We start from the raw sequence: 23402 nt of genomic DNA, 5'->3' as shown, positions 1-23402 counted from the left end.
CTCCAGGAAAGTAGGGGTGCCCCCATGGTAGGTCTGCGACAAAGCCGGACGAAGTGCGCTGTGAGCATCCTCCAACGGCGTGCGGGGATATCCCATCGTTCCGTTGTCGCCTCGCGACAGGGCGACCGCGACAAAGGCTCAACGAGCGCGGAGATGTTCCCGCAAGCCGGGGATCGCGAAGTCGACGCGACCGTGGCCCGCCGGTTGGACCAGGCCTGCAGCGATGAGCCGCGCGCGGTAGTTACCGACCGTGTTCTTCTTGTCACCGAGACGACGACCGATGTCTGCCGCGGTCGCGGGGACATCGTCTTCGGCCATCGCCCTCAGGAAGTCGAGGTCCTGTCAACTCTTGTGTACCCAGTGAACTTCGGTGTCCTTGCCGCTCTCCCGACCGCATACCTTGTGCCGACGCGAATGTGCCGCGACGGTCAGGCGGCGGCGATGACGGCCAGCACGCCTTCGCCGTAGGCCTCGCGCTTCTTCGCACCGATGCCGGTGATGCCGTCGAGGTCGGCGAGGGAAGCCGGACGATGCTCGGCGAGGGCGCGGAGCGTGGCGTCTCCGAACACGATGTACGCCGGCACCCCCTGCTCACGAGCGGTCTCGGCCCGCCAGGCGCGCAGCGCCTCGAACAGCCCGCGGTCACCGGCATCCAGCGCGTCGGCGGCGCTCGCCTTGCGCGCCCGCGACGACGAGGTCGGGCGCCCGATCGTGTCCTTGCGCAGCGGCACCGCGGTCTCGCCGCGCAGCACGCCGGCCGCCTGTTCACCGGGAGCGAGGGTGCCGTAATCGCCCTGAGCCACGAGGATGCCGCGGGCGAGGAGCTGCCGCACGACGCTGCGCCAGTCCTGGTCGGAGAGGTCGTTGCCGATGCTGTACGTCGCGAGCTTGTCGTGCCCCTGCTGGCGGATGCGCTCGGTCGAGGCTCCCCGCAGGATGTCGATCAGGTGCCCCGCGCCGAACGCCTGGTTGCGCTCGCGCTTGAGCCGCACGATCGTCGAGAGCAGCTTCTGCGCCGGGACGAGGCCGTCGAACGTCTCGGTGTCGTCGAGGCAGGTGTCGCAGTTGCCGCAGGGCTGAGACTCCTGGCCGAAGTACCCGAGCAGGTTCTGCCGGCGGCACTCGACCGTCTCGCACAGGGCGAGCATCGCGTCGAGGTGCTGCCCCATCCGCATCTTGAACGTGCGGTCGCCGGGGCTCTGGTCGATGAGCCGGCGCTGCTGCACCACGTCGCCGAGTCCGTACGCCATCCACGCCACCGACGGCTCGCCGTCGCGGCCGGCACGACCCGTCTCCTGGTAGTACCCCTCGACCGATTTCGGCAGGTCGATGTGAGCGACGAAGCGCACGTCGGGCTTGTCGATGCCCATGCCGAACGCGATCGTCGCGACCATGACCACGCCGTCTTCCCGGAGGAAGCGCGCCTGGTTGGCCGCCCGCACCTCGGCGGGAAGGCCCGCGTGATACGGCAGCGCGTCGAGCCCCTGAGCGGCGAGGTAGGTTGCCGTCTGCTCGACCGACTTGCGGCTGAGCGCGTACACGATGCCCGCGGGCTGGGTGCCGTCGTCGCTCGCCGGCGTCTGCGACTTGATGAAGGCGACCAGCTGCTTGCGCGGATCGACCTTCGGCACGATGCGGTACTGGATGTTCGGGCGGTCGAAGCTCGCGACGAAGTGCGCAGCCCCCTCGAGGTGCAGCCGCTCGGTGATCTCCTTGTGCGTCGCGGCCGTCGCGGTGGCCGTGAGCGCCATGCGCGGCACCCCCGGGAACCGCTCGCCCAGGTCGCCGAGCGCCAGGTAGTCGGGGCGGAAATCGTGACCCCACTGCGACACGCAGTGCGCCTCGTCGATCGCGATGACGCTGAGCGTTCCGCGCTGCAGCAGGGCCGTGGTCTGCGCATTCGACAGACGTTCGGGGGCGACGTAGATGAGGTCGAGCTCGCCGGCGACGTAGGCCCGTTCGACCTCGCGGCGCTCGTCGATCGCCTGGGTCGAGTTGAGGTACGCGGCGTTGACGCCGTTCGCACGCAGCGCGTCGACCTGGTCGTGCATGAGCGCGATGAGCGGGCTGATGACGAGCCCCGTGCCCTCTCGCACGAGCGCCGGCACCTGGTACGTGATGCTCTTTCCGCCACCGGTCGGCATCAGCACGACGGCGTCTCCCCCGGCGATGACCTGCTCGACGATGTCGGCTTGGTCTCCGCGGAACTCGTCGTACCCGAAGACGGTGTGCAGCGCCTCGCGTGCGGTCGGATAGCGGCTCGGGGTGGCTCGGCGCACGGCGGGCGCACGGCCGGCGGATGAAGAAGGCGCCACGGGAGTGACCGGCCCCTGCCCCCAGTCGAGCGGCGGCTCGTAGCCCGCGCCCTGCGGCTCCCAGTCCATGGGCTCGGGCGGTGCGGACGACTCCCAGCCGTCGTCGTAGGGCTCGTCGGCGTACGGCAGATCCGCGTACGGGTCACGGGGAGTCTGCGGCATCCCTCCAGCGTAACGACCCCCGCCGACGCGGGCGGCGCGTCATCCACAGCCGACGAGGTTCAGCCCGCGGTCGACCGGTCGTAGGCGCGGATGAGGTCGTCGAGGAACTTCGCCACCGTCGCTCGTTCCTCGTCGCTCATGGCGGCGATCTGCGCTTCGACCTCGCCGATGAGCGGTTCGATCAGGCGCTCGGCATCGGCTGCGGCATCCTCCGACGCCGTCACGATGAGCTTGCGCCCGTCGGAGGGATGCCGGTCCCGACGCACGTGCCCCCGGTCCTCGAGCCTGTTGAGGACAAGGGTCATGGCGGCGGTCGAGATCTCGACGCGATGAGCCAGCTCGGTCGGAGTCGTGGGGCCACGCGAGATGAGATGGTCGAGCACCTCTAGGCCCGGCGCATCGAGTTCGAGCTGCTTCGCGATCGATCGCTCGAAGCGTTGCTGCCTCATCGTGAGCTGCTGCACGCGGGTGCGGATGTCGCTTTCGTGAATCTCGCCAGCGTCGTGCCGACGTGACGGATCGTACGCCGAACCCGCCTCCGGCGCCCGCTCGGGCCGTTTGACATCCATGCGTTCCATGGTAATACTTCTTATTGCTAATTTGATTGATAATCAAGAATTGAGATGAAATGAACAAGGCCACCGAAACTCCGTATCGCTGGCGCTGGGCGATCCTCGGGGTGATGCTCGCCGCCGAGATCATGGACATGCTCGACGCGACGATCGTCAACGTCGCCGGTCCCTCGCTGGAGTCCTCCCTGGGGACGAATGCCCTGGGGCTGCAATGGGTCATCGGCGGCTATGCGCTCGCACTGGGAGCCGGACTGATCCTCGGCGGTCGCCTCGGTGACCGCTACGGACGTCGTCGAATGTTCCTCGTGGGGCTGGCAGCGTTCACCGTCGCCTCGCTGCTCTGCTCACTCGCCCCGACCGCCGAGCTGCTGATCGCGTTCCGCCTGATCCAGGGCGCGGCCGGAGCCCTGCTGCTCCCCCAGGGCCTCGGTCTGCTGCGCGAGAACCTCTCCGGCACTGAGCTCGCCGTCGCGTTCGGCATCTTCGGTCCGGCGCTGGGCCTCGGAGGCATCCTGGGCCCCATCATCGGCGGCGGGCTGATCGAGGCCGACATCCTCGGTCTCGGATGGCGATCGGTCTTCCTCGTGAACATCCCCATCGGCGTCATCGCACTGATCGTGGCGTGGCGCATCCTGCCGCGACGATCCGGAGATCGTGCCGTCCGAATCGACATGCTCGGCGCGGCCGTCATCGTCGCGTCCTCCGGCATTCTCGTGCTCGGTCTCACCTTCGGCCCCGAGCTGGACTGGCCGGTGTGGGCGTGGGCGTGCGTGGCCGCGGGTCTGGCCGGCTTCGTCATCTTCGGCTGGCAGCAGCGACAGCTGCTCGCCCGCGGCGGAGTCCCGCTCGTCACGGCGACCATGTTCACCCGCCGCGCCTACACATTCGGACTGGTGGGCATCGCCCTGTTCTTCAGCAGCCTGACCGGTACCCAGCTGGTGCTGACGCTGTTCCTGCAGGTCGGCAACGGCTTCAGTGCGGGTGAGGCGGGGTTGGGCAACCTTCCGCTCGCGCTCGGCTCCGCGGTCGGCGGTGCGATCAGCGGCGCGTGGCTCGCGGAGAAGATCGGCCGATCCGTGCTCCAACTCGGCGCGGTGACCCAGCTGCTGGGCGCTGGGCTGCTGTGGTTCGAGCTGCAGCAGCCGGGCGACTTCAGCATCTGGACCATCGCCCCCGGCATCGCCCTCTTCGGGGTCGGTGGAGGTGCGATCATCGCCGCACTGTTCAGCACGATCCTTGCGGCGGTGAAGGATGACGAGATCGGTTCGGCCTCCGGCGTGCTCACGGCCGTGCAGGCCATCGCGAGCGCGGTCGGCGTCGCGATCTTCGCCTCGGTGTTCTTCGAGGCCGCAGGGTCGGGCACGGCGGCGCAGGCTTATCAGCAGACCTTGATCGTCCCCGCGATCATGCTCGTCGCCTTCCTGGCGCTGACCTTCCTGTTCCCCAAGAAGAGCCGGGAGGATGCGCACGGAACCTCCGTGATGGAGAAGGTCGGCTGACCACCCCCACCCCCGACGGGCGGGCGTAGGTTGGAGGCACCCCGTTCGAAGGAGCAGCCTATGGCCGACATCACCGTGACGCGCGACGACGAAGAGTCGCGCTACGAGATCCGCTCCGACGACGTGCTCGCGGGCTTCGCGGTGTTCGACCTGCGCCCCGGGACCATCCGCTTCCTCCACACCGAGGTCGACCCGGCGTTCCAGGGACACGGACTGGCGGGAAAGCTCGCGGCGGCCGCGCTGGCGGATGCCACGGAGCGCGGTGAGGCGATCGTCCCGCTGTGCCCCTACATCGCCAAGTACCTCGAGACGCACGAGGTCCCGGGCGCGGAGATCCGCTGGCCGAAGTCTCCCTCCGGACCCGTCGGATCCGCAGGTGAGGACCCGACGGGCCGAGCCGAATGATCGGACAGCGCCGCCTCATCCTCGAGCCGCGCGAGGTGCCGCTCGGCGGAGTGCGCGGCATGAACGTGCTGCGGGCACTGCCGCACCGCAACCTGCCGACGATCGGAGCCTGGTGCTTCCTCGACCGGTTCGGGCCCGCCGACACGAAGATGCGGGTCGAGCCGCATCCGCACATCGGACTGCAGACGGTGACCTGGCCGCTGGTCGGTGAGATCCGCCACCGCGACTCGCTCGGCAGCGACGCCGACCTGCGCCGCGGTCAGCTCAACCTGATGACGGCCGGCAACGGTATCTCGCACTCCGAGTACTCGATCGGCGACGGACCGGTGCCCCTCGACGCCCTGCAGTTCTGGGTCGTGCTCCCCGATTCCGCCCGCCACGGTGCGGCCGGGTTCGAACGGCACACCGAGCTGCCCTCCGTCGCACTCCCGGCTGACGATGGAGCGGATGCCGAGGCCACGGTCGTGCTCGGCGAGTTCGCCGGCGTGCGCTCCCCCGCCACGGTGCACACCCCGATCGTCGGAGCGGAGATCGTGCTCGCGCCCGGGTCGCGGGTGCGCCTGCCGCTGCGCGCGGACTGGGAGCACGCGCTCATGCTCGTCGAGGGCGATGCCGTGGTCGCAGAGCATCCGCTCGACCGCAACGGGCTCCTCTATCTCGGCGATTCCCGCGAGGCGGTCGAGGTGTCGAGCGTCGAGGGCGCCCTGCTGTTCCTGCTCGGCGGCGAGCCCTTCGAGGACGACATCGTGATGTGGTGGAACTTCGCCGGACGAACGCACGACGAGATCCTCGCGGCGCGGGAGGAGTGGGAGGCGGAGTCGGCGACCGGCGCGGCATCCCCCCGCTTCGGCGCCGTCGAGGGACACGATGTGCGAATCCCGGCCCCGCCGCTCCCCGACGTGCGGCTCATGCCACGGAGCCGGAAGCTCTGAGCCCGATGCCAACGTCGAACATCTTCCCCGGCGCGCTCGCGCCGATGCCGGACGCCACGACCTCCGCCATGCTGATCTGGCCGAGCGTCGAGCCGGCCGCGGCCCCGCGGTTCGTGGAGGGCTTCGAGCCCTTCGAGGACTTCGCGCGCGTCGCCGGCGCGGAACCCGCCGCCCTCGCCGCCGACTTCAGCGCGCTGTGGGACTTCGTGGGGGCGCATCCCGCGCTCCTCGATGCTCCCGAGACGGCGGAGGCGACGGCGCGGTTCCTGGGGAATGCGATCGCCGTGGTGCATCCGGCGGCGGGGTGGCGCTTCATGAGCGAGCCGGAGGTGGGCACCTCGACCATGTCGGTTCCGGTCGCCGGTCTGCTGCGGGGGATCGTGGAGCACCCGGAGCAGCGCGAGGCGTTCCTGGAGATGCTCGCCTCCTGGCCGCAGGCCGACCGCGACGCGGAGGAGCTCGCAGCTCTCTCGCGCGACGAGGTCGACATCGACTTCGTCGTCGCCCCGGTGCCGTTCACGCGTCCGGCGCTCGCGATCCCGGAGTTCGTCGACGAGTCCGGCCGGGTGATCGAGTACGGGTCCCGCTGGGGCGACGATTCGCCGCCGGAAGACGCCTACTCGCGGGTCTCCCATCCGGAGCGGTTCGCCCCGGTGGTGTCCGTCGTCGACGCGCTGGTCGACCACCTCGCGACCTGGTACGAGGTCGACGTCGATCGACGGACCGACGAGTCGGGAGAACGCGTCTGGCACCTGCGCCCGACGACAGGGGCCACGGTCATCCTCACCGGGCCGGCCGAATCCCTCCGCCTCGAGGCCGGAGCCCTGACCCGGGAGATCGTGCCCGGCTGCACCTGCGACGCGTGCGACGAGACCGCCGAGTCCGTGGCCGACCACCTCGAGGAGACCCTGCTCGCGATCGCCGCCGGCGGCCTGCGGGAGGTCTTCCCCGTCGGGCAGCGGCGCTGGCTGCACACCGAGCTGCGCACTCCGAGTGGTGGCGGACGCTCAGGCGGCGGCGAACCCGACCCCTCGCTTTCGGCGGCGCAGCTCGACGATGCCGCAGACCTCCTCGCGCGTCTCCCCGACGGTTGGTGGCCGGCCTGGACCCTGCGGTCCGCCCAGTCCTGACTCAGCCGCGCGCCGCGTCCCGCCCCTCGCGCCCCACGCCTGCTCCGGTCGCACTTTCTGCCGCTGAGGCGCGCCCAGAGCGGCAGAAAGTGCGACCGGAACGAGGGTCGCCGGGCTCAGCCGCGCTCGGGCGTGTGCACGCGCGCAAGGAACCGCTCCGTGCGCGGCGACGGTCCCCGCGGGTCGAGGAGCGACACCGCGACCGTGACCGCCGTGGCGAGCGGGATGGTCCAGGCCGCGGGCTGCGCGAGGTAGGGCGCCGCGACCCCCACTCCCCCGACCGCCGCGTGCACGAGCAGCGCGAGGCCCGCGGCCAGCCCGCCCGACACCATCCCGGCCACCGCTCCTCGAGCCGTGAGCCCGCGCCACCACACGCCGAGCAGCACCACGGGCGACAGCGTCGACGCCGCCACCACGAACACCACGCCGACGCTCGATCCGAGGCCCGCCGGAGCCGTGAGCAGCGCGACCGCGAGCGGCACCACGGCGCAGAGCACGGCCGACAGCCGGAACGACCGCACCGAACCGGAGAACACCTCCTGGCTGATCACGCCCGCGAGCGACACGACGAGTCCGGCCGAGGTCGCCAGGAATGCCGCGAACGCCCCCGCGACGATCAGCGCGGTCAGCAGCTCGCCGAGCAGCCCGGGGAAGACGCGGGAGGGCAGCAGCAGCACCACCGTGTCCGCCACCCCGGGGACGGCGAGGTCGGGAGCGGCGATGCGGGCCAGCAGCCCCATCGTGCTCGACACCGCGTAGAACGCGCTCACCATGCCGATCACGATCACCGTCGTGCGACGCGCCGACACCCCGGTCGGGCTCGTGTAGAACCGCACCAGGACGTGCGGCAGGCCCATCGTGCCCAGCAGCAGTGCCAGCAGGAGGGAAGCGGTCTCGTAGACGTCGAACCCCGAGGGCCCCGCCTCGACGGGGAACACGAGTGCCGGATCGAAGTCGTGGGGCCCGCCGCTGAGCGCGAAGGCGATGAACACCACCGGCACCAGGAGAGCGGTGAGCTTGAGCCAGTACTGGAACGCCTGCACATACGTGATCGCCCGCATGCCACCGGCCGCGACCGCTGCCGCCACGAGCACCGCGACGGTCACCGCTCCCACCCACTCCGGCAGACCGGCGACGACCAGCAGGGTGAGCCCGGCTCCGTGCAGCTGCGGCACGATGTACAGCCAACCGATGACGAGCACCGCGATGCTCGTCACGCGCCGCGCTGAGGTCGACTCCAGCCGGGCCTCGATGAAGTCGGGGATCGTGTAGGCGCCGCTCCGCCGCAACGGGGCGGCCACGAACACGAGGACCAGGAGGTAGCCGGCGGCATAGCCGATCGGGAACCAGAAGCCGCGCGCACCGTCGAGCAGCACGAGTCCCGACAGGCCGAGGAACGTGCCCGCCGAGAGGTACTCGCCGCTGATCGCCGAGGCGTTCCACACCGGGCGCACGGTGCGCGAGGCGACGAAGAAGTCACCCGTCGTGCGCGAGATGCGAAGACCGTAGATGCCGATCAGCAGCGTCGCGACGATGACGAGCGCGACCCCGATGAGGTCGAGCACCGCGTTCATTCGCGGTCCCGCAGCGCCCGGTACCGGCGCTCGTTGCGGCGGGCCGTGCGCACGTACAGCACCGCGAACACCACGATGATCGGGTAGAACGCGTACGCCTGCAGCAGCCAGGACAGCGGCAGACCCCACACCAGGATGCGGCCGATCTCGGGGATGAGCGCGATCGCCAGGGTGAGCGCGACGACCACGACCACGAACCCGGCGACCGTCCCCAGTGCGAGGCGGAGCTGGCTGCGCATCAGGGCCCGCGCGTACACGGCATCCGCTTCGTCCACGGGAGCACCGGGCAGTGCGATGCCGCGGGTGAGGGTCGCCGGACGCCGATCGGGGAGGTCGGCGGTGACGCGGACCCGCTTCGGCTTCTCGGTCACCCCGCGCCCTCTCCGCGCAGCAGCGCCTCGCGCACGGCCGGCACCATCCGCCGACTCACCGGAAGCGAGAGCCCGCCGATCGACACGGCGGCCTCCGCGCCGGAGAGACGCGCCTCGGTCACGGCGGAGACGCGCACGAGCGACGAGCGGTGGATGCGCAGGAATCCGGCATCCGTCCACCGCGTCTCCAGCTCGGAGATGGGGATGCGCACCAGATGGCCCGCGCCGTCTCCGGTGTGCAGCCGGGAGTAGTCGCCCTGCGCCTGTACCCAGGTCACGTCGCTGCGCCGCACGAACCGCACCGCGGATCCGACCGTGACCGGCAGCACCTCGTCGTCGCCGGATGCCGTGGCGTCGCCGACCTCGACCACCCGGTCGACCGCCTGGCGCAGCCGCGCGGCCCGCACGGGCTTGAGGAGGTAATCGGCCGCGCGCAGCTCGAACGCCTCCACCGCCTTGGCATCGTCGGCCGTGACGAAAACGACCGCCGGCGGCACGGCGAGAGTCATCAGGGCCCGCGCGAGGTCGGTGCCGCTGAGCCCCGGCATGTGGATGTCGAGGAAGGCGATCCGCACCGCGCGCTCCGACATCAGCCGCAGCGCCTCGGCCCCCGACGACGCCGTGAGGATCACGCCGATGCGCGGATCGGTGCGCAGCAGGTGCACGAGCTCGTCCAGGGCGGGGTTCTCGTCATCCGCGACGAGGACATCGACCGGCAGCGCGCTGTTCGTGGGCATCGTCATCGTCGTCACTCGGTGTCCGGATCGTGCTGCGGTTGGGACTTCGGGACCCGCATGCGCACCAGGGTACCCGCGCCGGTGTTCGTCTCGACCACCAGACCGCCGTCGGCACCGTAGAGCTGGCGCAGCCGGGTGTCGACGTTGCGGAGGCCGACGTGCACGCCGTCGTCGCTCGCGGTGAGCGTGGCCCGCAGGGCCTCGGGGTCCATCCCCACGCCGTCGTCCTCGACGGTGATCTCGGTGTGCGTGCCGTCGTCGCGCGAGGCGATGCGGATCTCTCCCCCGCCCTCGCCCGGTTCGAGCCCGTGCCGCACCGCGTTCTCGACGAGCGGCTGCACGGAGAGGAAGGGGATGACCGTCGCGAGGGTCTCCGGCGCGATCTGCAGCGTCACCCGCAGCCGGTCGCCGAAGCGCGCGCGCTCCAGCTCGAGGTAGGAGTGGATGCTGCCCAGCTCCTCGGCGAGCGTGGTGAACTCCCCCTGCCGCCGGAACGAGTAGCGCGTGAAATCGGCGAACTCGAGCACCAGCTCCCGGGCACGTTCGGGGTCGGTGAGGATGAACGAGGCGATCGCGGTGAGGGCGTTGTAGATGAAGTGCGGCGAGATCTGCGCCCGCAGCGACCGCAGCTCCGCCTCGGCCAACTGCGTCCTCGATGCGTCGAGTCCGCCGAGCTCGACCTGCGCCGCGCACCAGTCGGCCACCTCTTCGGCCGCCCGCACGAGTGCCGCCCCCACGGGTGCCGCGAACGCCACGACGACGCCCACGACCCGGCCGTCGACACGGATCGGCGCGCCGACGGCTTCGAGGGCGTCGTCACGGCCCGATGCGGGGAACACCTGCCGACGCCCGGAGGCCCTGACCTGCGCCGCGATGCGGACCGCCGCCGACTCCAGCCCGTCGGATGAGCCGTCGAACGAGACGGTGTCGTCGGAGCCGACGATCGCCACCGCGGCACTGCCGAGCAGCACCCGCAGATGGCGCGTGGCCTTGACGACATCGGGGCCCGCGAGCCCTGCGCGCAGGTGCGGAGCGGCGAGGCTCGCCTGATGCAGAGCCGTGAGCGCCGCCTGCTCCGCGTCGCTGCCGAGGTAGGTCGCCCCGCGCGCGAGCCGGCGGGCGAGCAGCAGCAGCAGCGTCAGGACGACGCCGCCGAGCACGCCGAGGACCGCTGCGGGGACGACGTCGGTCATGGGTTCAGCTACTTTCGACCGGCCGCGGCCACGAGGTCGAGCCTCGGTGCGACCGATTCATCCATGCGTGAGATCTCCTTCTCGGAGATGCGATTGCGTCGCGCACGATCCGGCCACGACGAGAGCGTCTCGGACACCCTCGCCAAGTGCTCCCGCGCCCTGCGCTGCGTCAGGTCGCAGTCGTCCGCGAGCGCGAGAAGACCCTCGATCTCCGTGTCATACGTGTCGGCTCCGGCGATCGAGGTCGACCGGCTCCTGGCGAGATCCGGATTCGGATTGACGTCGAAGGCGGGGCTGAGCGTCCAGGCGTTGCCATCGCTGAGGAAACCATGGTTGCGCAGGTGGTCGTCCGTGTTGCCGAGAACGACGTTGGCGATCACTCTGTCGTAGAGGTCGGCGAGCCCGGCGCGAGGCGAACGCGCGATGTCGCGGATGGCGTCGGCGATCTCGACGTAGTCATGGTGCTCGCCGTCCGCGGCGCCGATCGCCGTCATGGCGCTGATGTATCCGACGCGCTGCTGCGTCGCGTCCCGGTCGAAGCGGCGCAGGATGAGAACGCAGCGTTCCCCCAGTCGTGTGAGACGGAACTCCGGCACGGCGATACCGCAATCCGACAACAGACCGAGGCTGGTCGCCTCCCAGGCCATGACGTCCCAATCGTCGCTGGAATGCGGGAATTTCGCGAACCCGAGAGACCCGTCCTCGAGTCGCACCGATGCCTTCGGCCGCGCGCCTCCCAGGCCGGTGGTCCCGGTATCCAGCAGTTGCTTGACCGCCTCGGTGTAGTCGTCGTCGCCGGCGAGCTCGTCGCTGCGGCGCAGGAGGTTCGGAAGTTCGACGATCGCCGGGACATGAGCTTCCGCACCGAGGAAGTTCTCCGTCCCCACGGCGCGGAAGCGCAGCGCGCCCTGGCGGGTGTCGTCGCTGACGCCTGAGAGGTAGCTGACGTCGTCGAGGCTCCGCGGAGCCCGACCGGCCTCGCGGGCGGCTATCCGCTCGGCCTTGTCGATGAGGTTGCGGCCCCAACGGTCTGGCGAACTGTCCGAGAACGCCCGCAGCATCCCCGGCTGATACTGGGGGCCGGGAACGAGCTGCAGCGACGGATCGATGTTCACGCCGCCACGTGAGAGGTACGCAGCGTCATAGAGGAAGGTGGTGGCGAGCGACCTGCCCGTCGTGAAATGCGCTTGTCCGACCAGCTGCATGTCACCACGGTCGTCGCTGTAGACCTCGTAGTCGCTCATCGCGCGCGTGTCTTCTCGAGGCTCGATGCGCGGAGCCGACCGATGTCGGTGCTCAACGGGTCGGCGGCGTTCACGACCGCCTCGAGGATGCCGAGCGCCCGCAGCACCTGAGCGACGTTCTCGAACGTCACCGACGCGTTGCCCGTCTCGATCTTGCGCAGCGTGTCCCGGGAGATGTTCGCTCGCTCCGCGACCTGCTGGGCCGTCAACCCCAGCACCATGCGCCATCCGCGGACGTGCTCGCCGAACGCCTCCATGTCCCGCGTGATGCGATATCCGGCCATGCGTGCCACCTCCTCGACGTTGCTATGACGAACATACTAGCCATAACGCGGAGTTATGACCAGAATGTTCGTCATAGCTTGCCTAGGGCGCCGCCGCAGATCTCAGCAGCAGCGCGCACCGGGGTTGCGGTCCTGGTCGTCCATCCGCTGCCGCCAGAACTGCCGCTCGGTCATCGGCTCCTCGTCCGGGTGCACGCGCCGCTGATGGGCGACATAGGTCGCATAGGCACTGTCGCCCATCAGGTTCGTCATGTACCAGCGGATGCCGCGGCCCACCCGCCCCACGGCGCCCAGCAGCGTCCGCAGGAGGGTGGTCGCGGCATCCGTCCGACTCATGGTGTCGGCCATCTCAGTGCGACGAGGCCTTGCGCTCGTCGGCGAGGATCGGCTCCCACTGCTTCTCGAGCTCGCGCTCCGCGGAGCTGGGCAGGAACCCGGCCGGGGCGAAGCGGCGCGAGGCGACCGGCTCGTCTTCGGTGTTCTCGCCGCCGCCGTTGCGGATCGCCTTCACCGTGGCGATCACGGCGGTGACCATGACGACGATCGCGAGCGTGACGAAGATGATCGACAGGGTGCCCTGGACGGCCGTGTTGCGGATGACGGCGTCGAGCACCTCGGGCTCACCGAGCGCGGTGTCGCCCGAGTCACGGGCGGTCACGTACTTGAAGTGGTTCGCCCAGTAGCCGATGGCCGGCACCGGGGACGCGATCTTGTACAGCGACGCCGTGATGGTCACGACCGCGGTGAACGCGAGCGGCAGCGCGATGATCCACAGCCACTTGAAGTAGCTGCGGCCGCGCTTGGCGACGATCGCCAGCACCACGGCGAGCGCGATCGCGGCGAGCAGCTGGTTCGCGATGCCGAACAGCGGGAAGAAGGTGTTGATGCCGCCGAGCGGGTCGGTCACGCCGAGGATGAGGATCGCTCCCCAGCCGGCGACCATGATCGCGGTGCAGATCCAGACGCCGGGACGCCACGAGACGTCACGGAACTTGGGGAACCACGCGCCGATCGAGTCCTGCAGCATGAAGCGCGCGACACGGGTGCCGGCATCGACCGCGGTGAGGATGAACAGCGCCTCGAACATGATCGCGAAGTGGTACCAGAACGCCATGAGCGCCTGGCCACCGAGGGCCTGCTGCATGATGTGCGCGAGACCGAGTGCCAGGGTCGGAGCCCCACCGGTGCGCGACACGATCGACTCCTCACCGACCAGCGTGGCCGTGCCGGTGAGCATCTCGGGCGTGAGGTTCACCCCCGTCAGGCCCAGAGAGTTCACGAAGGCGACGGCCCCTTCGACCGTGCCGCCCGTCGCCGAGGCCGGCGCGTTCATCGCGAAGTAGATGCCCTGGTCGATCGAGATCGCGGCGACGAGGGCCATGATCGCGACGAACGACTCCATGAGCATGCCGCCGTAGCCGATGAAGCGCGTCTGGCGCTCTTTCTCGATGAGCTTGGGCGTGGTGCCGGATGCGATCAGCGCGTGGAATCCCGACAGCGCTCCGCACGCGATCGTCACGAACAGGAAGGGGAAGAGGGGACCGGCGAAGACCGGCCCCATGCCGTTCTCGCCGAAGATGCTGATCGCCGGGACCGTGATCTCGGGGCGCACCAGCACGATGGCTCCGGCGAGCATGACGATCACGCCGATCTTCATGAAGGTCGACAGGTAGTCACGCGGGGCGAGCAGCAGCCACACCGGGAGCACGGCGGCGATGAAGCCGTAGATGATGATGCCCCAGGCGATGGTGGTGCGGTCGAGGTGGAAGATCGCCTGACCCCAATCGGTGCCGGCGACCCAGCCGCCGCCGATGATCGCGGCCATCAGCAGTGCGAAGCCGATGATCGAGACCTCGGTGACCTTGCCGGGACGCAGGTAGCGCAGGTAGACGCCCATGAAGAGCGCGATCGGGATGGTCATGGCGACCGAGAAGACGCCCCACGGGCTCTCGCCGAGCGCATTGACGACGACGAGGGCGAGGATCGCGACGATGATCAGCATGATCAGCAGCGAGGCGATGATCGCCGCCGTGCCACCGATCTTGCCGAGCTCCTGACGGGCCATCTGGCCGATCGTGCGTCCACCGCGACGCATCGAGAAGAAGAGGACCGTGTAGTCCTGTACGGCACCGGCGAGCACGACGCCGACGATGATCCAGATGGTGCCGGGGAGGTAGCCCATCTGCGCGGCGAGCACCGGTCCGACGAGCGGTCCGGCGCCGGCGATGGCGGCGAAGTGGTGGCCGTAGAGCACGCGCCGGTCGGTGGGGACGTAGTCCTTGCCGTCCTGCTTGACCTCGGCGGGCGTGGCCCGGCGGTCATCGGGCCGCGTGATGTACTTCTCGATCACCTTCGAGTAGAAGCGGTAGCCGATCAGGTACGTGCAGACCGCGGCGAACACGAACCAGATCGCGTTGACGGTCTCGCCGCGGACGATCGCGAGCATGGTCCACGCGACGGCACCCAGCAGGGCGATCGCCGCCCAGAGGATGATCTTCGGCAGGGTCCAGCGGTTCGCCTTCTCGTGATGCTCCTCGGTGAGGGCGACGGAGGGGAGTTTCGGGTCGGTGACGATGACGGGTTCGGTGCCCGGTGCGGTCATGGCAGTCTCCTCGGGATACGCGACATTGCGTTCCCCCACGTTAGGAAAGTGCGGAGGCCGGACACGGAGCCGGAAGCGGATGCTGCGACGAGCGGCACCGATCACGCGATGAACGGATGCCCGTGCGCACACAGCGCCCCGCGGAAGGGAGACCGCGGGGCGCTGTGCTGTGGGGGCTACTCCGGTTTCGGCGTCTCCGGTGCCCCGGTCTCCGGTGCCGGAGTCGGCGCCGGGGTCTCCGGTGCGGGAGTCTCCGGGGCCTCCGCCTCCGGTGCATCCGTCTCCGGTGCCGGGGTCTCCGGCGCCTCGGCCGGCGGCGTCTGCTTCTCCGCGTCCGGCGTCGTCACCGTCACGACGGTGCGGACGGCCGAGTCGCCGTACTGGACGAGTCCGAGATAGCGGGTGCCGGCGGTGAGGCCGGTCCAGCTGAGGTCGTAGCTCGTCTTCTCACCGCGGACGGCGGGGATCGGATTAGGCGTCGCGGTGAACGCGCCCTCGCCGCCCGGCTGCACGTTGGCGTAGGACATGTCCCACGTCATCGGCCCCGTCGTCGAGTACACGTTCGCCACCACCAGGTACGTCCCGGCGGTCGGTGCCGGAACCGTGACCTGCTCGTCTGCCGAGCCGGTCGCCGACTGCCAGTTCTCGTAGTACCGCAGGTCGTCCGGGCTCACCACGCGGTACACGGTGAGGTCGAGGTCGCTGCCGTCGTCGTCCGACGAGTCGAGGTCGAACCGGGAGAGCGTCGTCCCCTCCGGCACGTCCACGATCCAGGCGACGTCCTTGTTCGCATCACCCGAGTTCTCGTCGCCCGAGTGCCCCTCGACCGGGTTGTCCGGGTCGCTGAGCAGCTCGTAGGCGGTGAGGCCCGAGAGGTTGAGGGCCAGGTCGCCGTCGAGACCGGGGATGATCTCCACCGACGTGCTGCCGTCGACGCCGGTGCCGGTGACCTCTGCCGGAGCATCCGCCGTGACCGGGAACACCGCGATCGGCGAACGCACCGAGTTCTTCGCGCTCTTCCAGGTGAGCGAACCCGTCGCCCACTCCTCGACCGGCGCGCTCTTGTTGTCGAACGTGACGGTGAAGGACTTGGTCTGACCCGGCTTGTCGAACTTCAGCTGCTGCGGGGTGACCTTGACGTCGACACCCGGGACGGAGGCCTTCGCGGTGAAGGTGCCCTTCTCGGTCGACGTGACCGTGCGGGTGACGGTCTGCGCGCTGGCGAGGGAGCCGATCGAGATCGACGCCTGGTTCAGATCGCTGCCGTCGATGGGCTCGATCCCCGGGAAGTCCGACAGGCCCTTCCCATCGAGGAACGCCGCCCAGTCCTTGACCCCGTTGAGGTACAGCAGACCGGGGTTCAGGTACCGCTTCGGGTCGACCTGACCTGCGCCCTGCTCGAACGGGTCGGTGTTCTTCGATCCGTCGGGCAGCACGGTGTCGTAGGCGGTGGTCATCATCGCCGACCGGATCTCACCTGGCGTCGCCTTCGGGTGCTCACCGAGGTACAGCGCGCCGAGACCGGCCACGTGCGGCGAGGCCATCGAGGTGCCGGAGAGGATGCCGAAGGTCGGCTCCTCATCGGGTCCGTTGTTCGTCGCCGCGAGGATCGCGACGCCCGGGGCGGCGACATCCGGCTTCAGCACATCGCTGCCGTCGGCCAGCATCGGCCCGCGGCTCGAGAAGCCGGCGATCTGCGGGGTCGGGGTGGTCACACCGGTGGTGTTCTCGCCGACGAGGGTGATCGGGCGGTCGACGCCGCCCTGCACGTAGGCGAGCACGGCGGCGCGGTGCACGGCGTTCAGGTGCACGGTCGGGACGGCGTGGAAGTCGTTGTCGAGCGAGTCCGCTCCACCCGGCACGTTCACGAGGACCATGCCGATGCCTCCGGCGTCCTTCACGACCTGCGACTTCTCGGCGCGCGCGTTGCCGCCGCGGTCGCAGACCACGATGTGTCCGGCGACCTTCGCGGGGTCGAGGGTGCCCGGCAGGCAGAGCTGCGGGTCGACGGCTCCGGCCGCGGCGGCATCCACCGCGGCGATCGACGGGCCGGTGACGCTCTCACCGAACGGCACGCTCACCGATGCTCCGGCCTGCTCGAACCCGTCGAACTGCACCGTGCCCTCCCAGGTGGGGATGGTCGATGCGGCGACGGTCGTGTACCAGGGCGAGGCATGGTCGGCGGTGACCGGGTCGGGGCCGTCGTTGCCGGCACTCGTCGCGACGAAGACGCCCGCAGCCGCGGCGTTGAAGAACGCGATGTCCTCCGGCGCCAGCACCGTGCTCGCAGCCCCGCCGCCGATGGAATAGTTGATCACGTCGACGCCGTCGGCGACGGCCTGATCGATCGCGGCGACGAGGTCGCTCAGCGCGCAGATGTCGTCGGTGGTGACGGTCGTGTCCGGGCCGACGTAGCAGGCCTTGTAGGCCGCGACCTTCGAACCGGGCGCGACGCCCGAGACCGTGCCGAAGTCGACGTCCTCGATCGCGGCGTCGACCTTGAAGTTGCCCGCCGCGGTGCTCGCGGTGTGCGAGCCGTGGCCGTCGCCGTCGCGCGGCGAGAGGTAGTCGTACTGGAAGTCGAAGCCGGCAGCCTCGGCTCCGGTGTAGAAGTACTGTCCGCCGATGAGCTTCGAGGAGTAGTCGCTCTTGTCCCAGTCCTGGCCTTCGACCATCGCACCCTGGAACTGCCCGCCGTCGGACTTGTCGAAGTACACGTAGGTGCCGTCGGTGTAGGGCTGGTTGCCCTTGTGCCGGCTCTGCTGCTTCTTCTGCTTCTTGATCTTCTTGCCCTCGAAGGAGGGGTGCTCCGGCGCGATGCCGGTGTCGATCACGCCCACCACGACGCCTTCGCCGGCCTTCTCGACGCCGCCGGTCTGCTGCCACACGCCGCCGCGACCCTTGCGGTCGTCGCCGAGCCCGAGGAAGTCGGTGGACGTCTGCGCGTCGGGGTGCCTGACCTCGTCCGGGTAGACGCCGAGGACATCCTTCGACGCACGGAGCGCATCGACCTGCTCGCCGGAGAGGTCGGCGCTGAAGCCGTTGAGTGCGACCTGATAGGTGTTGTCGGGCGTGACGCCCACATCGCTGATCAGGTCGGTCTGCTGGGTCTGGAGGTGCTTGACGTAGCGCTGGGAGTCCTGCGACTGCGTCTCGAGCTGATCGCCCTCGGCGGGCTTCGTGGCCTTCAGGCCCTTGACGTCGCCCTCGTAGCTGGCGAGCGGATCGGCCTTCATGACCACGATGTAGTGGCCGGGGGTGCCCGCGACCGGGACAGGATGCGTCACCTCCTCGGTCGCGGCGTAGCCGGTTGTTGCCGTCGATGCGATGAACAGAGTCGCCAGGGTGGTGGCTGCTGCCATCCGGAGGGGTGTTCGACCCATGTGCTGCTCCCGATGATCACGGTGCAACCGCGTTGCTGCACCGCGGCCAACATAGCCCCGCTCTTCGCCGCCGGAGAGAGAACTGGTCGATCGGCCAACCGGCCTTCGCCGATCGGCCAGGGTTATGCACGGCCGCCCTCCCGATAGGTCGACAGTAAGCTGGAGAGGTGGCCCGCACCCCCGTCCTGACGACCCGGGTACTGCTCGTCTGCGCAGCGATCGGCGTCGCCACGGGCATCCTCGCGGGCATCGCCGGATGGGTGACCCCCGTGCTGCTGGCGAGCCCCCTGCTGTTCCTCTACGGCCTCGTGCTCGGCTCGCATGTGCTGCCGGGGATCATCGCCCAGGAGGTGCTGCGACTGCCGCTGGTCGCCCTGATCACGCACGTGTTCGCGGCGCTGATCGCGAGCACCTTCAACCCGGCGTGGGCACTGCGGTTCATCGGCACCGCCCTGCTGTTCGGGCTCATCCAGGAGGGTGTCGCCGCCCTCACCCGCTACCGGTCCTGGGGGCCGTGGCGCTTCTCCATCTCGGCGGCCGTGATCGGTGTGATCGTCGCGGTCGTCGTGTTCTTCGCCGCGCACCTGTCGGTCATGCCCGTGTGGGCGCAGATCCTGTACCTCGCGATCTCGGTGCTCGGCCCGATCGCGTGGACCGCGGTGGGGCTCGCGATCGGCTCGGCGCTGCGCAGGGCCGGGGTCGCTCGCCGCTGACCGCCGGGTTTCTGGTCGATGGCGGATCAGGTAAGGCTCAGCTAAGTTAGACGGGTACGATCCGTCGACCCGGGACTCCGCCGTGCGCCCATCCGCGCCCCTGCTGAGCGTGCGTGAGCTCTCGCTCACCCACGCCGATGCCGCGCACCCCTCGCCCCGCGACGTGACCTTCGACATCCGCCCCGGCGAGGTCGTGCTGCTGCTCGGACCATCCGGCTCCGGCAAGTCCACCCTCACGCTCGCCCTCAACGGGCTGATCCCGCACGCGCTGCCTGCGACCATGACCGGCACGGTCGAGGCCGGCGGAATCGACACCGCCACCGCGCAGCCGGCCACGCTGAGCACCCACGTCGCCATGGTGTTCCAGGACCCGGATGCGCAGATCGTCACCGGCACCGTCTACGACGAGGTGGCGTTCGGGCCGGAGAACCTTCTGCTCCCGCTCGACGTCGTACGCGGCCGCGTCGAAGCGGCGCTGCGCCGGGTGGGAGTCTGGGATCGGCGCGACGAGAACCCGGATCATCTGTCCGGCGGAGGGCGGCAGCGACTCGCGATCGCCTGCGCCCTCGCGATGGGCTCGCCGCTGATCGTGCTCGACGAGCCGACGGCCAACCTCGACCCGCAGGGCATCGATGACGTCTACGCGGCCCTGGCCGATGTGGTGGCCGCCGGAGACCGCGCGATCCTCCTCGTCGAACACAACCTCGACGCGGCGATGGATTTCGTCACGCGCACCATCGTGCTCGACCGCGACGGCAGGGTCGTCTTCGACGGGCCCGCGGCCGAGATCATCCGTGCGCATGCCGACGAACTCGTCGGGATGGGCGTCTGGCTGCCGGCGGCGACGCTCGCCACGCTGCGGCTGCGGGATCAGGGGTTCTCCTTCGATCCCCTGCCGCTGACTCCGGACGAGCTCGCCGCCGGGCTCGCGGAGGGTGCCGCCTCTTCCTCCTCCGGTCGCTCGACGAGCGGAACATCGCCTCGGTCGTCGAGCGAGGAGCTGCACGATGAGCGGGGCGAGAAGCGGGGCGACGAGACGGAACGCGCCACCGAGGCGATCATCCGTGCCCGCGGGCTGACCGTGCGGCGCCGACGAACCGAGATCCTGCACGGGATCGACCTCGACCTCGAGTCGGGGAGCCTCACCGCGATCGTGGGCGCGAACGGTGCCGGCAAGACGACCCTGATCCAGGCTCTCGCGGGCGTCGTGCCGCCGCCACGGGGCCAGGTGTCGGTCGACGGCATCGATCCGGGCACGGCCTCGCCCCGCGACCTCGCCGCGCGCATCGGCTTCGTGTTCCAGAACCCGGAGCACCAGTTCATCGCGCACACGGTGTTCGACGAGCTGGCGCACGGGTTGCGGCTGCGGCACGTGCCGGATCCGGAGATCGCCTCCCGCGTCGAGGAGATGCTCGTGCGGTTCGGCCTCGAGCACAAGGCGGACGTGCACCCGTTCCTCCTGTCGGGCGGAGAGAAGCGACGCCTCTCGGTCGGCACGGCTCTGATCACGCGGCCGCGCGTCCTCGCGCTGGATGAGCCGACGTTCGGGCAGGACCGCGCGCGGGCGGCCGAGCTGCTCGATCTGCTGCAGAACCTCCGCGCCGAAGGCACGACGATCGTGATCGTCACGCACGACCTGCAGCTCGTGGCGGAGCACAGCACGCACGTCGTGCTCCTCGCCGACGGGCGGGTGCGGGCGGCGGGACCCACCGCGTCGCTGTTCCGCGATCAGCAGCTGTTCGCCGACGCCGGGCTCCGCATGCCGGCGCTGCAGCGCGTGCTGGCATCCGCAGGCCTCGAGGTGACACGGTGAGCGCCGACGTCACGGGCAGCGCTGCCCGCCGCGTTCCCGACGCCGCCGGAGATCGTGCGTTCGATCCCTATGCCCGGATGACGGCGACCTCGCCGCGCCAGTTCCTCTATGCCCTGAATCCGCTCGCGAAGGTGGCGGGCTTCGCCCCGGCGATGGTGCTGCTCGTGTTCGTCCGCGACCTCGCCACCCCGGCCGCATTCCTCCTGCTCGCGTACGTGCTGACCCTGGTCGGCGCCCGCCTCACGCGTCGACTGCTCGCTCTGCTGCTGCTCGGACTCCCGGCGGGCATGCTGCTGGTCGCGGTCGGATTCTCGCTGTGGGTGGATGCCGGACTCGTCGACGGCAGCACGCCGCTCGTGCGCATCGGCGACTGGACGCTGTACAGCGGCGCTCTGGTGATCGGGTCGGCGACGGCGCTGCGCCTCGGCTCGATCATGGCGCTCGCCCTCGTCGGCGGACTCACCACCAGCGGTCCGGATCTCGTGCGGGCGAGCGTGCAGCAGCTGCGGGTGCCGTACCGCGTCGGGTACACGGCGCTGGCAGCGTTCCGGTTCGTGCCGAGGTTCGGGCATGAGCTGGCCGTGATCCGCGCGGCCCACCGTGTGCGGGGATACCACGGTGGGCGTGGGCCGTTCGCCCGCATCGCTCGCGGCTGGGGCTACATCGTGCCGCTCCTCGCCGGTGCCATCCGCCATGCGGAGCGCGTCGCCCTGGCGATGGATTCCCGGGCCTTCGGCGCCCATCCCACCCGCACCGAGCGGCATCTCGTGCCGTTCCGCACGCGGGACACCGTCTTCACCCTCACGACACTGCTGGCGTCCGCCGCCATCTTCGTCGCCTTCTTCCCCTGGCAGCTTCCCTGAAAGGCGCCCCATGGCATACAGCAAGCTGGTCAAACCCGAGACCACCGAGCTCATCCATCTGACGGTCCTGCGCACCGAGCGGCTTTCGGCGCACTGGATCCGCGTGACTCTCGGCGGCGGTGAGATCGAGAAGTTCCGGCCGATGGGCTTCGACCAGTGGTTCCGGCTGTTCCTGCCGATCGGCGGCGATGCGGGCCTCGAGCGGGTGCCCGCGAAGGCGAACAAGATGTTCGGGTATCTGAAGTTCCTGCGCATCCCCGACGGCGAACGGCCCGTGATGCGCAACTACAGCGTGCGCGCGTATCGTGCGGCGACAGCGGAGGCCGGCGCCGAGATCGACGTGGACTTCGTGCTGCACGGCTCGGCAGCCGACGGCACGGCCGGTCCGGCATCGCGCTGGGCGGAGACCTGCCAGCCGGGCGAGCATGTGCTGATCATCGATGAGGGGCTCACCTTCAACCCGCAGCGCGGCACGGATCGCGTCGTGCTCGTCGGGGACGAGACGGCACTGCCGGCGATCGCCTCGATCAGCGCATCGCTGCCCGTGGATGCCACCGGCACCGCGATCATCGAGGTGCCGAGCGAGGACGATGCGCTGGGGTTCCCGCATCCGTCCGGTCTCGAGGTCGTCTGGATCGTGCGCCCTCACGATGTCGCCCCCGGTGCGCTGGCGCTGCAGACGCTGGGCCGCACCGCGCTGCCCGATGCCCCGTTCCACGCGTATGCGGCCGGTGAGCAGGCGCTCGCCTCGGGCGCCCGCAAGCACCTGGTGGGCGAGCGTGGTGTCGACAAGAACGCCGTGAGCTTCTGCGGGTACTGGAAGATCGGCGCGGCTTCTCCGGCATCGAAGGCCGCTCGCGAGGCGGCAGCGGAGCCGCTGGCATGAGTGGCACGGACGCGGCGGTTTCCCGGCGAGGATCGGGCGGTACCGCGCGAAAGCCGGGTGGGCGGTTCCGCTTTCCCACGGCGATCCTGCTGACCTGTGCCGCGCTCGGTGTGGCGGGCGGCCTGCTGCTGGCGCCGGCGAACTGGTTGTCGACGCTGCTCTTCCCCGTGGCGCCCTTCGCGAGCGTGGCGCTGGCCGGACTCTGGATGCTGCCGTCGGTCATCGCGCTGCGTCTGCTGCGACGCCCGCTGGTCGGGCTCCTGGTGGGCCTGCTCGCCGGCCTCGTGATCGTGCCGTTCTCGGGATACGGGTTCGGCAGCGTGGCGACGAATCTGTGGTGGGCGGCGTTCACCGAGCTGCCGTTCCTCTTCGTGATCTGGCGGTACTGGGGCACGTGGATGCACTATGTCGGCGCTGTCGTGGTGAGCTTCGTGTATCCGGTGCTCGCGTGGGCGTCGTTCGATCTGGGCAGCTTCCCGCTCGCCGTGCAGGCGCTGTTCTTCACGATCACGCTGGCCAGCTGCGTCGGTACCACCGCCCTGGGAATCCTCATCGCCGATCAGCTCCGCAAGGCTGGTGTCGGCGGGCGTCGTTCGCAACGATCCTGAGGTGACGCCGGCTGCGACCGTTCCCCGGCGCCCCGCGCCCGGTCTGCGCGGATGCATGGTCATGCGGCGATGTCGAAGCGGGCGCGTCCGCCGAGTCGTGGGGTGCGGGTGGGGTC

General features: G+C 70.0%; 21 protein-coding genes. 9 read left to right on the top strand and 12 right to left on the bottom strand.

All coding sequences use genetic code 11. From position 1 onward, the window contains the following. Nucleotides 1-138: 138 nt before the first annotated feature. From DW298_RS02365 to DW298_RS02355, 3 genes are all read right to left on the bottom strand, one after another. Complete coding sequence (locus DW298_RS02365; protein ID WP_240744988.1) at nucleotides 139-318, bottom strand: hypothetical protein; 180 nt, start codon at nucleotides 316-318, stop codon at nucleotides 139-141. A 110-nt stretch (nucleotides 319-428) separates the two neighbouring features. Further along, nucleotides 429-2477 (bottom strand): DNA helicase RecQ, encoded by a 2049-nt coding sequence (gene recQ / locus DW298_RS02360; RefSeq protein WP_136040911.1) that lies wholly within the window; start codon nucleotides 2475-2477, stop codon nucleotides 429-431. A gap of 59 nt (nucleotides 2478-2536) precedes the next feature. Beyond that, nucleotides 2537-3046: a MarR family transcriptional regulator gene (locus tag DW298_RS02355; RefSeq protein WP_136040910.1), complete on the bottom strand. Its 510-nt coding sequence runs from the start codon at nucleotides 3044-3046 to the stop codon at nucleotides 2537-2539. 59 nt (nucleotides 3047-3105) lie between these two features. Here DW298_RS02355 and DW298_RS02350 point away from each other — a divergent pair, with 59 nt between their 5' ends. The 4 genes from DW298_RS02350 to DW298_RS02335 are packed head-to-tail and all read left to right on the top strand — an operon-like array spanning nucleotide 3106 to nucleotide 7015. Beyond that, entirely contained in the window at nucleotides 3106-4548 is a 1443-nt protein-coding gene (locus tag DW298_RS02350) for an MFS transporter (RefSeq protein WP_136040909.1), read from the top strand. Between the two features lie 60 nt (nucleotides 4549-4608). Then, nucleotides 4609-4953, top strand: coding sequence for a GNAT family N-acetyltransferase (locus DW298_RS02345; RefSeq protein ID WP_136040908.1), 345 nt, complete (start codon nucleotides 4609-4611; stop codon nucleotides 4951-4953). Beyond that, nucleotides 4950-5885 (top strand): pirin family protein, encoded by a 936-nt coding sequence (locus DW298_RS02340; protein WP_136040907.1) that lies wholly within the window; start codon nucleotides 4950-4952, stop codon nucleotides 5883-5885. The genes DW298_RS02345 and DW298_RS02340 overlap by 4 nt, the downstream gene beginning before the upstream one ends. Before the next feature lie 5 nt (nucleotides 5886-5890). Further along, nucleotides 5891-7015: a DUF6226 family protein gene (locus DW298_RS02335; RefSeq protein ID WP_136040906.1), complete on the top strand. Its 1125-nt coding sequence runs from the start codon at nucleotides 5891-5893 to the stop codon at nucleotides 7013-7015. A gap of 116 nt (nucleotides 7016-7131) precedes the next feature. Here the strand turns inward: DW298_RS02335 and DW298_RS02330 are convergent, their stop codons facing one another. The 9 genes from DW298_RS02330 to DW298_RS02290 all read right to left on the bottom strand — a co-directional run bounded on the left by DW298_RS02330 (nucleotide 7132) and on the right by DW298_RS02290 (nucleotide 18382). After that, a complete protein-coding gene (locus DW298_RS02330; RefSeq protein ID WP_136040905.1) occupies nucleotides 7132-8589 on the bottom strand; it encodes a cation acetate symporter in 1458 nt (485 codons plus the stop codon). Then, nucleotides 8586-8960, bottom strand: a complete 375-nt coding sequence (locus DW298_RS02325) for a heavy metal transporter (protein WP_136040904.1) — start codon at nucleotides 8958-8960, stop codon at nucleotides 8586-8588. The genes DW298_RS02330 and DW298_RS02325 overlap by 4 nt, the downstream gene beginning before the upstream one ends. Then, nucleotides 8957-9703 (bottom strand): LytTR family DNA-binding domain-containing protein, encoded by a 747-nt coding sequence (locus tag DW298_RS02320; RefSeq protein WP_240744987.1) that lies wholly within the window; start codon nucleotides 9701-9703, stop codon nucleotides 8957-8959. Before DW298_RS02320 ends, DW298_RS02325 begins: the two co-directional genes overlap by 4 nt. A gap of 5 nt (nucleotides 9704-9708) precedes the next feature. Next, nucleotides 9709-10890, bottom strand: a complete 1182-nt coding sequence (locus DW298_RS02315) for a histidine kinase (protein WP_136040902.1) — start codon at nucleotides 10888-10890, stop codon at nucleotides 9709-9711. Between the two features lie 8 nt (nucleotides 10891-10898). Further along, on the bottom strand, nucleotides 10899-12134 hold the full coding sequence (locus DW298_RS02310; protein WP_136040901.1) for a type II toxin-antitoxin system HipA family toxin: 1236 nt from the start codon (nucleotides 12132-12134) through the stop codon (nucleotides 10899-10901). Continuing rightward, complete coding sequence (locus DW298_RS02305) at nucleotides 12131-12418, bottom strand: helix-turn-helix domain-containing protein (RefSeq protein WP_136040900.1); 288 nt, start codon at nucleotides 12416-12418, stop codon at nucleotides 12131-12133. The genes DW298_RS02310 and DW298_RS02305 overlap by 4 nt, the downstream gene beginning before the upstream one ends. A gap of 102 nt (nucleotides 12419-12520) precedes the next feature. Further along, nucleotides 12521-12754: a YbdD/YjiX family protein gene (locus DW298_RS02300; protein ID WP_240744986.1), complete on the bottom strand. Its 234-nt coding sequence runs from the start codon at nucleotides 12752-12754 to the stop codon at nucleotides 12521-12523. A gap of 13 nt (nucleotides 12755-12767) precedes the next feature. After that, nucleotides 12768-15020 (bottom strand): carbon starvation CstA family protein, encoded by a 2253-nt coding sequence (locus tag DW298_RS02295; protein ID WP_136040898.1) that lies wholly within the window; start codon nucleotides 15018-15020, stop codon nucleotides 12768-12770. 176 nt (nucleotides 15021-15196) lie between these two features. Continuing rightward, a complete protein-coding gene (locus tag DW298_RS02290) occupies nucleotides 15197-18382 on the bottom strand; it encodes a S8 family peptidase (protein ID WP_168429445.1) in 3186 nt (1061 codons plus the stop codon). Between the two features lie 188 nt (nucleotides 18383-18570). On the opposite strand from DW298_RS02290, the gene DW298_RS02285 reads away from it, so the two are divergent. From DW298_RS02285 to DW298_RS02265, 5 genes are all read left to right on the top strand, one after another. Next, on the top strand, nucleotides 18571-19116 hold the full coding sequence (locus tag DW298_RS02285; RefSeq protein ID WP_136040896.1) for an ECF transporter S component: 546 nt from the start codon (nucleotides 18571-18573) through the stop codon (nucleotides 19114-19116). Nucleotides 19117-19198: 82 nt separating this feature from the next. After that, complete coding sequence (locus tag DW298_RS02280; protein WP_136040895.1) at nucleotides 19199-20929, top strand: ABC transporter ATP-binding protein; 1731 nt, start codon at nucleotides 19199-19201, stop codon at nucleotides 20927-20929. A gap of 77 nt (nucleotides 20930-21006) precedes the next feature. Further along, entirely contained in the window at nucleotides 21007-21792 is a 786-nt protein-coding gene (locus tag DW298_RS02275; RefSeq protein WP_136040925.1) for an energy-coupling factor transporter transmembrane component T, read from the top strand. Nucleotides 21793-21802: 10 nt separating this feature from the next. Next, nucleotides 21803-22678, top strand: a complete 876-nt coding sequence (locus DW298_RS02270; protein WP_136040894.1) for a siderophore-interacting protein — start codon at nucleotides 21803-21805, stop codon at nucleotides 22676-22678. After that, nucleotides 22675-23286, top strand: a complete 612-nt coding sequence (locus tag DW298_RS02265; RefSeq protein WP_136040893.1) for an ECF transporter S component — start codon at nucleotides 22675-22677, stop codon at nucleotides 23284-23286. Before DW298_RS02270 ends, DW298_RS02265 begins: the two co-directional genes overlap by 4 nt. Nucleotides 23287-23402: the final 116 nt, after the last annotated feature.

Source organism: Microbacterium sp. A20 (assembly GCF_004794515.1).
In the GTDB taxonomy this organism is placed as follows: Bacteria; Actinomycetota; Actinomycetes; order Actinomycetales; family Microbacteriaceae; genus Microbacterium.
This window is presented reverse-complemented; position numbering and strand designations above follow the sequence as displayed.